We start from the raw sequence: 13,575 nt of genomic DNA on the forward strand, positions 1-13,575 counted from the left end.
TCCGTAGGGCTGTCACCGCACCCGACAAACAAACGCCCGCCGCAGGCGCAACGACGACAAACCCCCACGGCGGGAAAGCCGACAACGTGGGCCGCAGCAAAGCGCAGCGGAGGGGCCCGCCGCAGGCGCAACGGCGAAAGACCACCACGGCGCCGCAGCCGACAACGTGGGAAGCAGACCAAACGCCGCGCGGGACGCCCCCGTACAAGAGGGACGCCCCGCGCGAGCTGAGGTCGAGATGAAGGCCCAGCGCCGAGCGTTACCGCTTGGCGCGCGACGCGGTGCGGCCGCGCTCCTTCTGGTCCAGGACGACCTTGCGGATGCGCACGGCCTCCGGGGTCACCTCGACGCACTCGTCGTCGCGGCAGAACTCCAGGGACTGCTCCAGGGAGAGCTTGCGCGGCGGGACGATCGCCTCGAAGGAGTCGGCCGAGGCCGACCGCATGTTGGTGAGCTTCTTCTCCTTGGTGATGTTCACGTCCATGTCGTCGGCGCGCGAGTTCTCGCCGACGATCATGCCCTCGTACACCTCGGTGCCGGGGTCGGTGAACAGCACGCCGCGCTCCTGGAGGTTCGTCATCGCGAAGGCGGTGACGGCACCGGCTCGGTCGGCGACCAGCGAGCCGTTGTTACGGGTCGCCAGCGTGCCGAACCACGGCTCGTGGCCCTCGTGGATCGAGTGGGCGATGCCCGTGCCGCGGGTGTTGGTCAGGAACTCCGTACGGAAGCCGATGAGGCCGCGGGACGGGACGACGAACTCCATGCGGACCCAGCCGGAGCCGTGGTTGGACATGTTGTCCATGCGGCCCTTGCGGACGCCCATGAGCTGCGTGACGGCGCCCATGTGCTCCTCGGGGACGTCGATGGTCATGCGCTCGACCGGCTCGTAGGTCTTGCCGTCGATCTCCTGCGTGACGACCTGCGGCTTGCCGATGGTCAGCTCGAAGCCCTCACGGCGCATCTGCTCGACCAGGATCGCGAGGGCCAGCTCACCGCGGCCCTGCACCTCCCAGGCATCGGGGCGCTCGGTGTCCAGGACCCGGAGGCTGACGTTACCGATCAGCTCGCGGTCCAGGCGGTCCTTGACCTGGCGGGCGGTGACCTTGCGGTCCTTGACCGCGGCCTTGGCGTCCGCGCCCTTGCCGGTGCCGCCACGGCCGACGAGCGGCGAGGTGTTGGTGCCGATGGTCATCGAGATGGCCGGCTCGTCCACCGTGATCAGCGGCAGCGCGATCGGGTTCTCCGGGTCGGCCAGGGTCTCGCCGATCATGATGTCCGGGATACCGGCCACGGCGCAGATGTCACCGGGGCCCGCGACCTCGGCGGGCTTGCGGGTGAGCGCCTCGGTCATCATCAGCTCGGTGATGCGGACGTTGGCGACCGAGCCGTCGCGCTTGATCCAGGCCACGGTCTGGCCCTTGCGCAGCTCGCCCTGCTCGACGCGGAGCAGCGCGATACGGCCGAGGAAGTTGTCCGCGTCGAGGTTGGTGACGTGGGCCTGCAGCGGCGCCGTCTCGTCGTACTCGGGGGCCGGGACGTGCTCCAGGATCGTGGAGAAGAACGGCTCCAGGTTGGTGGAGTCCGCCGGGACCGTGCCGTCCTCCGGCTTGGTCAGCGAGGCGATGCCGTCACGGCCGCAGGCGTAGACGATCGGGAACTCGATCTGGTCCTCGTCGGCGTCCAGGTCCAGGAAGAGGTCGTAGGTCTCGTTGACGACCTCGTCGATCCGGGAGTCCGGGCGGTCCGTCTTGTTGATGCACAGGATGACGGGCAGACGCTGCTGGAGGGCCTTGCGCAGCACGAAGCGGGTCTGCGGGAGCGGGCCCTCGGAGGCGTCCACGAGCAGGACAACCGCGTCCACCATCGACAGACCGCGCTCGACCTCGCCACCGAAGTCGGCGTGGCCGGGGGTGTCGATGATGTTGATCGTGATGACGTCGCCGCCGTCCTTGGGGTGATACTTCACCGCCGTGTTCTTGGCGAGGATCGTGATGCCCTTCTCACGCTCCAGATCGTTCGAGTCCATCATGCGGTCGTCGAGGGACTCGGCGGCGTGCGCGGCGAAGGAGCCGGCCTGCTTGAGCATGGCGTCGACGATGGTCGTCTTGCCGTGGTCGACGTGGGCGACGATGGCGACGTTACGAATGTCGTGGCGGGTGGGCATACTGGCGGCGCTTCTCCCGGAATCGTGGATGGCGACGCGTCCATCCGGTACGCGCGCCTGCCGGGCATGACACGCCACGGCCTCACCCCATGGTACGTGGCTGCGGCGGTTATGGCCGCCGCAGCCCATCCACACACCCGCTGACCTGCGGTTTTTTACCGATTGTTAGCTTTGGGGTGGCCCTTACTTCTTGTAGCCGATGTCCTGGAACCGCGGTGTGGCGAACCCGAAGGCGCCGACGTTGGCGAGCGACTCCTTGGTGGCCACCAGCTCGGGCCGCTGGTAGAGCGGGATCGACCCGGCGGCCGCCCAGATCCGGGCGTCGGCCTGCTCCACCAAGGTGCGCGCGGCGCCCTCGTCCAGCTCGGAGGCGGCCTGGTCGAAGAGCTGGTCGATGTGGTCGGTGCCGACCCGGCTGTAGTTCTGCTCGACGGTCAGCGAGCCGTCGGGCGCGGGCTGCGGCTTGGCGTAGATCGGGCGGGCGTCGGTCGCCGGGTAGGCGGTGCCGGGCCAGGAGTACAGCGCCAGGTCGAAGTCGCCGGAGGCGATGTGGTCCTGGAAGTAGCTGGCGTCGGAGACCCGCTGGAGAGAGGTCTGCACGCCGATCTTGTCGAGCATCGTGGCGATCCGCCGGGCGACGGTGCGCAGCGGCTCGGCGGCCGCGCCGTCGGGCAGGACGAAGCGCAGCGTGAGCGGCTTGCCGTTTTTCTTGACGGTGGTCGTGCGGGCCGCCGCCTTGCCGCCGGCCGGGTCCCGTTCGGCGCGGGCGACCACCGCGCCGTGGGCGTGCCCGCCGGCGACGTGGCGGGCGGCGACGTGGCGGGCGCCGGGGTGGCCGTCGGATCCCGGCAGGTCCACCGGCCGGCCGGTCTCGACCAGCTCGGCGGCGCTCAGCGTCTGCGCCGCGCGCATGCGGTACCGCTTGTACCTGGCGTACGCGGCGGAGTCGCGGTCGCCGTCCGCCTTCTCCTTCTGCCGGGCGGCCGCCTCCTTGTAGATCGAGGCGCTCTGCCGCAGCAGGGCGGCCCGCTGGATCTCGGAGCCGACCGCGCCGGTGAAGGACAGCGGTGCCTCGGCGGCGGCGGGCCGGGCACCCGGCTCCTGAGCGCCGTGGGCGGGCGGGCCGGCGTGGCCGGGAGCGGGGCGCCCCGGGTTGCGGCCGTCGTTCGCGCCGTCGGCGTCCTCGTCGTAGGCGTCGGTCCCGGCGTCCCGGTCGTCCTCGTCCTCGTAGCCGTCCCGCCCGGGGCCGTCCTCCACCCGGTCGCGGGAGGCCGCCTCGTCGTCCCCGGGGCCGTCCGCGCCGCGCCACGCGCCGGGCGCCGGTGCGGCCGCCTTGCCACCGGCCTGCTGCCGGTCGCCGTCGGACTTCCAGCCGGCGTCGGCGAGCAGCGCCTTGGCCGCCCCGGTGTCCTGGTCGCCGAGCGCGTCGCTGTGGTCCTCGTAGCCGCGCTGCCCGGCCATCAGCAGATGGCTGCCCAGCGCCTCGGACGGCAGGTCGAGCGGCTTGAGGACGACGTCGGCGAGGGCCTGCCGGTCGATGGCGCGGGCCACCGCCCGGCGCACCCGGTCGTCGGCCAGCGGGCCGCTGCTGCCGTTGAGGGCGAGCTGGGTGTAGGCGGGCTCCAGGGCCTTGTGCAGGGTGTAGCCGCTCAGCGCCGCCCGCTCGGCGGCGTTCTTGGCGCCCGGCCGGTCCTGGGCCCGGTTGCCGTCGCCCTGGGGGCCCGCGTTGCCGGCCGCGGGCTTACGGAGGAAGCCGGGCGCGGCCGGGCCCCGGGCGGAGGCGACCCGCTTCGCGGCGATCTGGTCGACCGCGGCGACGTCGATGGACCCGGCGGCCAGCGCCGCCGACCGCTTCTCCCCGGGCAGCACCTCCAGCACGATCTTGTCGAGCTTGGCGGGCGCACCCCACCACGACGGGTTCCGCGCCAGGACGACCCGCCCCTTGGCCACGTCCCGCTTCTGGACCAGGAACGGGCCCGCGCCGACCGTGAGCCGCTCGCGCGCGGAGTCGTTGAAGGCGTTGGCGTTGCCCATCACGCTCTTGGGGTAGAGCGGGGTGAACAGCGACCGCCAGTCGGCGTAGGGCCGGGCGAAGGTGACCTTGACCTCCCGGCTGCCCGCGCCCTGCTCGACCTTGCCGATCCGGTCGTAGCCGGCGTTGCGGGCGGTCCAGTACGCGTTGTCCTGGCCGCGCAGCGCCGTCCACTGGGCGACGAAGTCCGCGGCGGTGATCGCGGTGCCGTCGCTCCACCGCGCCTTGGGGTTGATCTTGTAGGTGACGACCTGCTTGGGGTCGCGGGCGCTGACGTCCGCGGCGTCGAGGTAGTCGGCGTTGCGCTGCGGCGCGCCCCCGGCGTCGACGGTGAACATGCTGGGCAGCACCGCACCGGTGATCCGGCTGGTGGTGGCGTCGGCGTCGGCCTGGAAGGCGTTGAGGGTGCCGGGCATCGCGTCGACCGCCCAGCGCAGGGTGCCGCCGTCCTTGAGCTCGCCGCGGGGCGCCGGGGCGATGTCCTGGGACGCCGGGGAGGTCGACTGCCCGCCCTCCGAGCTGCATCCGGTGAGGGCCGGCAGCGGGAGCAGCACCCCCGCGGCGGCCAGTGCGGCGATGCGGCGTGCACGGGCCGCGCGGACCGAGGGGTTGTCGTGGTGGGTCATGACTGTTACCTCCGGGCTCGCCCGCGCGGCGCCGCCGGCGGGCTGGCTCCGGCACACCACGTTCGGCCGACTTTGCGGCTCATCACATCTATGAGCCCCTACTGAAAGCGACCGTTCGACGCCCGGCCACCCGACACGTCCAAGCCCGTACGAAGGCCACCCGCCCGGCGCAATACGCCCGGCCTGACAAGGGGTCAGCAGCCGTGCGTACGCCCGTATTTGCCGCCCTCACCCGTATCGGCGTTCGATCTCCGCCGTCGCACGCGGTAGCCGAAACGCACCGGTTCGAGTCGTAATCGCGCCGGACCCCTTCCCAACGCCTACTGTGACGCGCGACACTCTCGGGCGCATGAGATCGCCCACCACACCTTCCAAAGTGAGGGCACGTTATATGTCTCATCAGGACGAACTGACGGCGGTTGAACGCAGCCTGGACGATCTGGTCCGGTCGGTGGGAAGGCTGGAGGCGCGACTCGGCACCGGCCTGGACGTGCGCCGGGTGCGCAGCGATACCGACCACCTGCGCGAGAGCCTCGCCCTGCTGAAGCAGAGCGCGGCGGCCGGGCCGTCCCGCCGGGGCGGCGCTCCCCCCGCCGTCGAGATGGTGACGATCTCCGACGCCCCCTACGACGCAGCGCTGTGGGCGGGCGCCGAGGACGAGGGACTCGGCTGCCGCAACGGTCATGCGCCCTAGGGGGAGACCCCTGGTGGATGCCCCTTAGGGGGTGTCCTCGCCCCACTCAGACCCCTACCCCGTTGCCGCCCCGACGGAAGCGTTTGCGGAACCAGCATTCCGGACGGAGCGCCCTTCACGGAGACCGACGTTGGCCACTGGCACCGAACCCTCATCGCAAACGGGCGCGAGCGGTGTGCACACTGCCTCGCGCGCCGCCATTCCCGCCCGGCACCTGCGGACCGACCGCTGGTGGCTGGCGCCGGCCGGCACCGCCGCCGGACTGCTCGCGTTCATCGTCTACTCGACCTGGCGGGCGTTCGCGAACGCCGACTACTACGCCGCGCCCTATGTCTCGCCGTTCTACTCGCCGTGCCTGGCGCAGAACTGCCACACCATGCGCGGCGGGCCCAACTGGGAGATCGTCGGCAGCTGGTGGGGCCTGTCCCCGGCTCTGCTCATCCTGATCTTCCCGCTGGGCTTCCGGCTGACCTGCTACTACTACCGCAAGGCCTACTACCGCGGCTTCTGGGCCTCGCCGCCGGCCTGCGCGGTCGCCGAACCGCACAAGAAGTACACCGGTGAGACCCGCTTCCCGCTGATCCTGCAGAACGTCCACCGCTACTTCTTCTACTTCGCGGTGCTGGTCGCCGGGGTGCTGACCTACGACACCGCGCTGACCTTCCGCGACGCGCACTACGAGTGGGGCCACATGGGTCTGGGCACCCTGGTCTTCCTCGCCAACATCGTGCTGATCTGGGCGTACACCCTCTCCTGCCACTCCTGCCGGCACATCATCGGCGGCCGGCTGCGGCACTTCTCCAAGCACCCGGTGCGCTACCGGATGTGGGGCTGGGTCGGCAGGCTCAACGAGCGGCACATGCTGCTCGCCTGGTCCTCCCTGATCAGCGTGGCCCTGGCGGACTTCTACGTCTTCCTGCTGGCCAGCGGGGCCTTCTCGGACCCCCGCTTCTTCTGACCGACTTCTGCGACGGCGGCTGCCCCCGCGGCAGCCGTCCCGACGGCAGCTTCTCCAAGGAAAGGTGTGCCCCCGATGGCGCATGTGGACCGGCAGGCATGGGACGTGGTCGTGGTGGGCGCGGGCGGCGCCGGGCTGCGCGCCGCCATCGAGGCCCGCGAGGCCGGTATGCGGACGGCCGTGATCTGCAAGTCCCTGTTCGGCAAGGCCCATACGGTGATGGCCGAGGGCGGTATCGCGGCCAGCATGGGCAACGTCAACGAGCACGACAACTGGCAGGTCCACTTCCGCGACACCATGCGCGGCGGGAAGTTCCTCAACCACTGGCGGATGGCCGAGCTGCACGCCCGTGAAGCACCCGACCGGGTATGGGAGTTGGAGACCTGGGGCGCGCTCTTCGACCGCACGCCCGACGGCCGGATCTCCCAGCGCAACTTCGGCGGCCACGAGTACCCGCGCCTGGCGCACGTCGGCGACCGTACGGGCCTGGAGCTGATCCGCACCCTCCAGCAGAAGATCGTCTCGCTCCAGCAGGAGGACGAGAAGGAGTTCGGCGCCCACGACGCCCGGCTGAAGGTCTTCCAGGAGTGCACCGTCACCCGCATCCTCAAGGAGCGCGGCCCGGAGGCGGACGGCCGGGTCGCCGGGGCCTTCTGCTACGAGCGGGAGTCCGGCCGCTTCTTCGTCCTGGAGGCCCCGGCGGTGGTGCTGGCCACCGGCGGCATCGGCAAGTCCTTCAAGGTGACGTCGAACTCCTGGGAGTACACCGGCGACGGGCACGCGCTGGCGCTGCTCGCCGGGGCACCGCTGATCAACATGGAGATGGTGCAGTTCCACCCCACCGGCATGGTCTGGCCGCCGTCGGTCAAGGGCATCCTCGTCACCGAGTCCGTACGCGGCGACGGCGGGGTGCTGCGCAACAGCGACGGCCGGCGCTTCATGTTCGACTACATCCCCGACGTCTTCAAGGAGAAGTACGCCGAGACCGAGGAGGAGGGCGACCGCTGGTACGAGGACCCGGAGACCAACCGCCGCCCGCCCGAGCTGCTGCCCCGCGACGAGGTCGCCCGCGCCATCAACGCCGAGGTCAAGGAGGGGCGCGGCTCCCCGCACGGCGGGGTCTACCTGGACGTCTCGACCCGGATGCCGGCCGAGGTGATCAAGCGCCGGCTGCCGTCGATGCACCACCAGTTCCTGGAGCTGGCGGATGTGGACATCACCGCCGAGCCGATGGAGGTCGGGCCGACCTGCCACTACGTGATGGGCGGGGTCGACGTGGACCCGGACACCGCGGCGGCGACCGGCGTACCGGGCCTGTTCGCGGCCGGTGAGGTCGCCGGCGGGATGCACGGCTCCAACCGGCTGGGCGGCAACTCCCTGTCCGACCTGCTGGTCTTCGGCCGCCGGGCGGGGCTGCACGCGGCCGAGTACGCGGCGGCGCTGACCGAGCGGCCCACCGCCGATCCGCTGCAGATCGACGCCGCCGAGGCGGAGGCGCTGCGCCCCTTCAGCGCCGAGGCCGGCGAGGGCGCGGACGGCACCGGGCACGACGAGGGCCCGGCGGAGAACCCGTACACCCTCCACCAGGAGCTCCAGAAGGCGATGAACGCCCTGGTCGGCATCATCCGCAAGGAGGGCGAGATGTACGAGGCCCTCAAGCGGCTCGCGGATCTGCGGGTACGGGCCCGGCGGGCCGGCGTCGAGGGGCACCGGCAGTACAACCCGGGCTGGCACCTCTCCATGGACCTGCGGAACATGCTGCTGGTCAGCGAGTGTGTGGCCCGGTCCGCGCTGGAGCGCGAGGAGAGCCGGGGCGGGCACACCCGCGACGACCACCCGGCGATGGACCGCAGCTGGCGCAACATCAATCTGGTCTGCCGGCTCGCGGACCCGCAGGGCGACTCCCGGGCCGCGGACCCGGCGCTGGGACAGATCCGGCTCTCCCGCCGGGAGATGCCGCCGATCCGCCGCGATCTGCTGGAGCTGTTCGAGAAGGACGAGCTGGCGAAGTATCTGACGGACGAGGAGCTGAGCCGGTGAGCGAGCAGCAGACGGTATCCGACGCGGCGGAGGAGCCGGGGAAGTCCGGTGCCTACCAGGCGCACTTCCGGGTGTGGCGGGGCGATACCGGCGGCGGGGGCCTTGAGGACTTCACGGTCGAGGTGCACGAGGGCGAGGTGGTGCTGGACATCATCCACCGTCTGCAGGCGACCCAGGCGCCGGATCTCGCGGTGCGCTGGAACTGCAAGGCGGGCAAGTGCGGTTCGTGCAGCGCGGAGATCAACGGCCGGCCGCGGCTGCTGTGCATGACCCGGATGTCGGTGTTCGACCGTACGGAGACGATCACGGTCACGCCGATGCGGGCGTTCCCGGTCATCCGCGACCTGGTCACCGATGTGTCGTTCAACTACGCCAAGGCCCGCGAGATCCCCTCGTTCGTGCCGCCCGCGGAGCTGGCGCCCGGCGAGTACCGCATGCAGCAGGAGGACGTGGGCCGCTCGCAGGAGTTCCGCAAGTGCATCGAGTGTTTCCTGTGCCAGGACACCTGCCATGTGGTCCGGGACCACGAGGAGAACAAGGCGGCGTTCGCCGGCCCGCGCTTCCTGATGCGGATCGCCGAGCTCGACATGCATCCGCTGGACGCGGCGCCGGCGTCCGGCATCGACCGCAAGACCACCGCGCAGGACGAGCACGGGCTGGGCTACTGCAACATCACCAAGTGCTGCACGGAGGTCTGCCCCGAGCACATCAAGATCACCGACAATGCGCTGATCCCGCTGAAGGAGCGCGCCGCGGACCGTAAGTACGACCCGCTGGTGTGGCTCGGGAACAAGATCCGGCGCCGTACGGAATGACCTCCCCGCGGATCGGACGGCGCACGGTGCTCGCGGGCATCGGCGGACTTCCGCTCGCCGCGGCGGCCGGTGTGCCCGAGTCCGACGACCGGGCCGCCGGCCCCGCGACCCCGGGCGGCGGGCGGGCGACGCTGCTGCGCGGCGCCGATCTGGTGCTCACCATGGACCCCGGTCTCGGCGAGGGCCCCCTGGGCGCGCTGGAGGACGGCGTCGACCTGCTGCTGCGCGACGGCACGATCGCCGCCGTCGGACGGCGCCTGGAGGCACCGCCCGGCGCCCGGGTGCTGGAGACCGGCGGCAGGATCGTGCTGCCGGGGTTCGTGGATCTGCACAACCACCTGTGGCAGTCCAGCATCCGGGGCGGCTGCGCGGACCGGGACCTGAGCGGCTGGCTGTCCGGCTGCAACGGGCATGTGCTGTCGAAGATCGGGCCCCGGGACATGTACCGCTTCGTGCGTCTGGCCGCGCTCGACGCCCTCGGCGCGGGCGTCACCACCGTCGTCGACTGGGTCCACCCCCTCCCGTACGACACCGCCGCGGCCTACGTCCGGGCGCTGGACGACACCGGGGTGCGGTTCGTCTACGCGGCGGCCCAGCACGCCGCCGCCCGGGAGCTGGTCCCCCGGGTCAAGAAGGACTTCCTGGACCCGCTGCCGCTGGCCTCCGCGCAGGTGTCGGCGCAGGCCGGGATGTCCGTCCGCGCCGAGCTGCGGCAGTTCCACGAGCTGGCCCGGGAGCTGGGCGTGATGCTCAACTGCCATGTGCTGGAGTGCCGCGCGGACCGCGCGGACGATCCGGTCCGCGCGCTGCGGGAGGTCGGCGCCTTCGGCCCGGACCTGCTGATGAACCACGCGGTGCACCTCGACGACCGGGAGATCGCGCTGACCGGCGAGCACGACGTCCGGGTGGCGCACTGCCCGCTCAGCAACATGCGGCTGGCCTCGGGCATCGCGCCGCTGCCCGCGCTGCACCGGCACGGCGTACGGGCCGGGCTCGGCCACGACGGCGGGACCAACGACACCTCGGACATGTTCAACCTGATGAAGGCGGCGGTGGGCCTCCAGCGGGCCCGGCACGAGGACGCGGGGGTCCATCCGACGATCCCGGCGGTGCTGCGGATGGCGACGCTGGGCGGTGCGGAGTGCATCGGCATGGCCGACCGGGTCGGGTCGCTGACTCCGGGCAAGCGCGCCGATGTCGTCGTCCTGGACCCCGGCACCCTCAACTTCGCCCCGCGTTTCGACTGGACCAGCCAGATCGTGCTCAACGGGCAGCCGCCGAACGTCAGCGAGGTCTTCGTCGACGGGCGGCTGCGCAAGGCGCGCGGTGAGCTGGTGGGGGTGGACACCGCGCGGGTGGTCCGCGAGGCGGAGCGGGCGGCGGCGAACCTGCGCGCCGCCGCCTGACGCCGCCCCGGCGCCGGCCTCAGAACAGACTCAGCAGCGCTTCCGCGGGGTCCATGCCCGTCGACTCCCCGTCGGGCAGGGCGAGTTCGAACCAGACGGTCTTGCCGCGCGGGGTGCGGCGACTGCCCCAGCCCTCGCTGAGCAGACCGACCAGCTGCAGTCCGCGGCCGCCCTCGTCGGTGTCGCGGGCCCGGCGGCGGCGCGGCTGGGCGAGATCGGCGTCCCAGACCTCGCAGACCAGCGTGCGGTCCAGCAGCAGCCGCAGCCGGATCTCGCCGTGGCCGTGCCGCAGCGCGTTCGTCACCAGCTCGCTGACCAGCAGCTCCGCGGTGTCGACCAGCCCCTGCAGGCCCCAGTCCGTCAGCTGGTCGCGGGCCAGCTCACGGGCGCGGGCCACCGAACGGGCCTCCGGCGCAAGGCTCCAGTCGCCCACCGAGTCCTTGGGCAGCCCGTGCACCCGGGCCATCAGCAGCGCGATGTCGTCCTCGCCGTGCGAGGTGTCCAGGGCGCTCAGGACGTGGTCGCAGGCGTCCTCCAGCTGGCGGTCGGCGCCCGACAGCGCCGCCCGGAACGCCTGCAGCCCCTCGTCGAGGGGGTGGTGGCGGGACTCCACCAGCCCGTCGGTGTACAGGGCCAGCAGCGCGCCGTCCGGCAGCTCCACCTCGATCTCCTCGAACGGCTCGCCCCCGACGCCCAGCGGCATCCCCGGCGGTACGTCGAGCAGCAGCGCGTCCTCGCCCTCCTCGACCAGGACCGGCGGCAGATGCCCGGCGTTGGCGAACGTCGCCCGCCGGGTGACCGGGTCGTACACGGCGTAGACGCAGGTGGCGAGGTAGACCTCGGAGAGGTCGGCGGTACGGGCGGAGCGGCCCGGCTCCGGCGCGCCGGCGGCACCGGACCGGCCGCGGGAGCCGCGTCCGGCGGACCGGCCGTCGCCGCTGCCGCCGAGCCCGCGGGCGATCTCGTCCAGCGCCGAGAGCACCTCGGCCGGCTCCAGGTCCAGCAGCGCCAGCGTCCTTACGGCGGTGCGCAGTTCACCCATCGCCACGGCGGCGCGCAGCCCGCGGCCCATGACGTCGCCGACGACCAGCGCCGTGCGGTGCCCGGGGAGTTCGATGACGTCGAACCAGTCGCCGCCGACCTCGGTCGCGGTGGTGCCGGGCAGATAGCGGCAGGCGATGTCGAGGCCGGACGCCTCCGGGTCGCCGGGCGGCAGCAGGCTGCGCTGCAGGATCAGCGCGCGTTCGTGCTCGCGGCGGTAGAGGCGGGCGTTGTCGATGCAGACCGCGGCGCGCGCCGCGAGCTCCACGGCCAGCGCGGTGTCGCGTTCCCCGAACGGCTCGCTGCCCTTCGCGCGGGAGAACTGCACCAGCCCGACGACGGTGTCCCTGGCGACCATGGGCACGACGAGCGTGGAGTGCACCACGGCGCCCAACTCCGGCCCGTCCTCGCTCTCCCGGCCCGGGATGATCTGCGCCTGGGCGGTGCGCAGGGCGGCCGCGCAGGGGGAGTTGAAGGGGTAGCGGTGGACGGCGCCGACGGCGACCGGCGGGTCCTGGGGCGCGCCGCCGGCGGCACTGGCGAACGGGGCGTCGGAGACGGCGCTGGCGAACGCGACCCGGCGCAGTTCGGCGCTGCCGTCGCTCATGCCGGGCGGCGCCTCGTCGCCGGACAGCAGGCCCTGGTAGAGGTCCACCGACGCCAGATCGCAGAACTGCGGGACGGCGACGTCCAACAGGGTGCGGGCGGTGGTCTCCAGGTCGAGGGAGTTGCCTATCCGGGCGCCGGCCTCGTTGAGCAGTGCGAGGTTGCGGCGGGCGCTGGCGGCCTCGCGTTCGGCCCGGCGCCGGCCGGTGACGTCGGCGGCGAGCGCCGCGACGCCGATGGGCCGGCCGCTGGCGCCGTGCAGGCGGTAGAGCGACACCGACCAGCGGCGGCGCTCCTCCTCGCCGGGCACCGCCCCCACCAGCTGCATCTCGGTGACCGGTTCGCCGGTCTCCAGGACGCGGCGCAGCGCGGCGGTCATCCGCTCGGCCTCGGGGCGCGGCAGGAAGTCGTGCGGGGTGCGGCCGCGGTACTTGGCGGCGGGGCCGCCGAAGACCGTGGCGAAGCGCTCGTTGACCCGCAGCAGCTTCAGGTCCGTGCCGAACAGGGTGAAGCCCATGGGGGATTGACCGAAAACGGCCTGTGAGGCGGCGAGGTCGGTCTCGATGCCGCGCAGCGCCCGGACATCGACGACGATGCAGACCGCGGCGCGCTGCCCGGCCTCGTCGTGCGAGGGCATCACATAGATCTCGGCCAGTCCGTCGGCCGGTCCGCCCTCCGCCCTGCGGTAGGGCACCAGGCCGGTCCACTCGCGGCCGTCGAGGATCTCCGACACCTTGCGGCGCCCGGTCTCGCGGAACTCGCTGGGGACGAACGCCTCGATGGGGTCCTTGCCGATGGCGTAACGGGCGGGGATGCCGAGCATCTGCTCGGCCCGCTCGCTCCACTGGTCGATCCGCCCGTCGGGGCCGAGCGAGAAGGAGGCCACTCTGATGTAGTCGTAGATCGATCCGGGCCGGCTGCTCTGCCATACGGGCGGACCGTGCAGGTCGCGGGCGTACGAACGCCCACCTGGGTCACCAGGGCCGTCCGCACCACCCTGACCCTCGGCCTGTGCGGGTTCTGCCCCGCCAGATGACATCTCGCTCACGAGCCCCGTCCCCTCCAGCTCATCGTGCCCGGACCGGACCAGCCTGAGTATCCAGCACCTCGACTATCCGGAACACGGTCTTCACGATCACAGCACAGTCTCGATCGCAGGCCATCTACAAAATGTCGATGAAATGGCAACGATC

8 protein-coding genes are annotated in these 13,575 nt (G+C 72.1%); 5 read left to right on the plus strand and 3 right to left on the minus strand.

Annotated elements, in window-relative coordinates; genetic code table 11:
- Positions 1-259: 259 nt before the first annotated feature.
- On the minus strand, positions 260-2,164 hold the full coding sequence (typA, locus tag ACFWZH_RS19530; protein ID WP_384432264.1) for a translational GTPase TypA: 1,905 nt from the start codon (positions 2,162-2,164) through the stop codon (positions 260-262).
- Between the two features lie 183 nt (positions 2,165-2,347).
- Positions 2,348-4,822, minus strand: coding sequence for an ABC transporter substrate-binding protein (locus ACFWZH_RS19535; RefSeq protein WP_384432266.1), 2,475 nt, complete (start codon positions 4,820-4,822; stop codon positions 2,348-2,350).
- A 391-nt stretch (positions 4,823-5,213) separates the two neighbouring features.
- On the opposite strand from ACFWZH_RS19535, the gene ACFWZH_RS19540 reads away from it, so the two are divergent.
- The 5 genes from ACFWZH_RS19540 to ACFWZH_RS19560 all read left to right on the plus strand — a co-directional run bounded on the left by ACFWZH_RS19540 (position 5,214) and on the right by ACFWZH_RS19560 (position 10,735).
- Positions 5,214-5,516, plus strand: coding sequence for a hypothetical protein (locus tag ACFWZH_RS19540; RefSeq protein WP_384432269.1), 303 nt, complete (start codon positions 5,214-5,216; stop codon positions 5,514-5,516).
- Between the two features lie 130 nt (positions 5,517-5,646).
- Positions 5,647-6,474, plus strand: coding sequence for a hypothetical protein (locus ACFWZH_RS19545; RefSeq protein ID WP_384432271.1), 828 nt, complete (start codon positions 5,647-5,649; stop codon positions 6,472-6,474).
- Positions 6,475-6,549: 75 nt separating this feature from the next.
- A complete protein-coding gene (locus tag ACFWZH_RS19550; protein WP_384432274.1) occupies positions 6,550-8,514 on the plus strand; it encodes a fumarate reductase/succinate dehydrogenase flavoprotein subunit in 1,965 nt (654 codons plus the stop codon).
- Positions 8,511-9,329 carry a succinate dehydrogenase/fumarate reductase iron-sulfur subunit gene (locus tag ACFWZH_RS19555; protein WP_384432277.1) on the plus strand — a complete coding sequence of 273 codons (819 nt, stop codon included), beginning with the start codon at positions 8,511-8,513 and terminating at the stop codon, positions 9,327-9,329. The genes ACFWZH_RS19550 and ACFWZH_RS19555 overlap by 4 nt, the downstream gene beginning before the upstream one ends.
- Positions 9,293-10,735, plus strand: a complete 1,443-nt coding sequence (locus ACFWZH_RS19560; RefSeq protein ID WP_384432280.1) for an amidohydrolase family protein — start codon at positions 9,293-9,295, stop codon at positions 10,733-10,735. Before ACFWZH_RS19555 ends, ACFWZH_RS19560 begins: the two co-directional genes overlap by 37 nt.
- Before the next feature lie 19 nt (positions 10,736-10,754).
- On the opposite strand, the gene ACFWZH_RS19565 is transcribed toward ACFWZH_RS19560, so the two are convergent.
- Positions 10,755-13,421: a SpoIIE family protein phosphatase gene (locus ACFWZH_RS19565; RefSeq protein ID WP_384432584.1), complete on the minus strand. Its 2,667-nt coding sequence runs from the start codon at positions 13,419-13,421 to the stop codon at positions 10,755-10,757.
- Positions 13,422-13,575 lie beyond the last annotated feature (154 nt).

Source organism: Streptomyces sp. NPDC059008 (assembly GCF_042749045.1).
In the GTDB taxonomy this organism is placed as follows: domain Bacteria; phylum Actinomycetota; class Actinomycetes; order Streptomycetales; family Streptomycetaceae; genus Streptomyces.

Excerpts from the sequence above, each read along its gene's own strand:
- ACFWZH_RS19535 (WP_384432266.1), bottom strand. The coding sequence starts at position 4,822 with ATGACCCACCACGACAACCCCTCGGTCCGCGCGGCCCGTGCACGCCGC.
- ACFWZH_RS19540 (WP_384432269.1), top strand. The coding sequence starts at position 5,214 with ATGTCTCATCAGGACGAACTGACGGCGGTTGAACGCAGCCTGGACGAT.
- typA (WP_384432264.1), bottom strand. The coding sequence starts at position 2,164 with ATGCCCACCCGCCACGACATTCGTAACGTCGCCATCGTCGCCCACGTC.
- ACFWZH_RS19565 (WP_384432584.1), bottom strand. The coding sequence starts at position 13,421 with ATGTCATCTGGCGGGGCAGAACCCGCACAGGCCGAGGGTCAGGGTGGT.
- ACFWZH_RS19550 (WP_384432274.1), top strand. The coding sequence starts at position 6,550 with ATGGCGCATGTGGACCGGCAGGCATGGGACGTGGTCGTGGTGGGCGCG.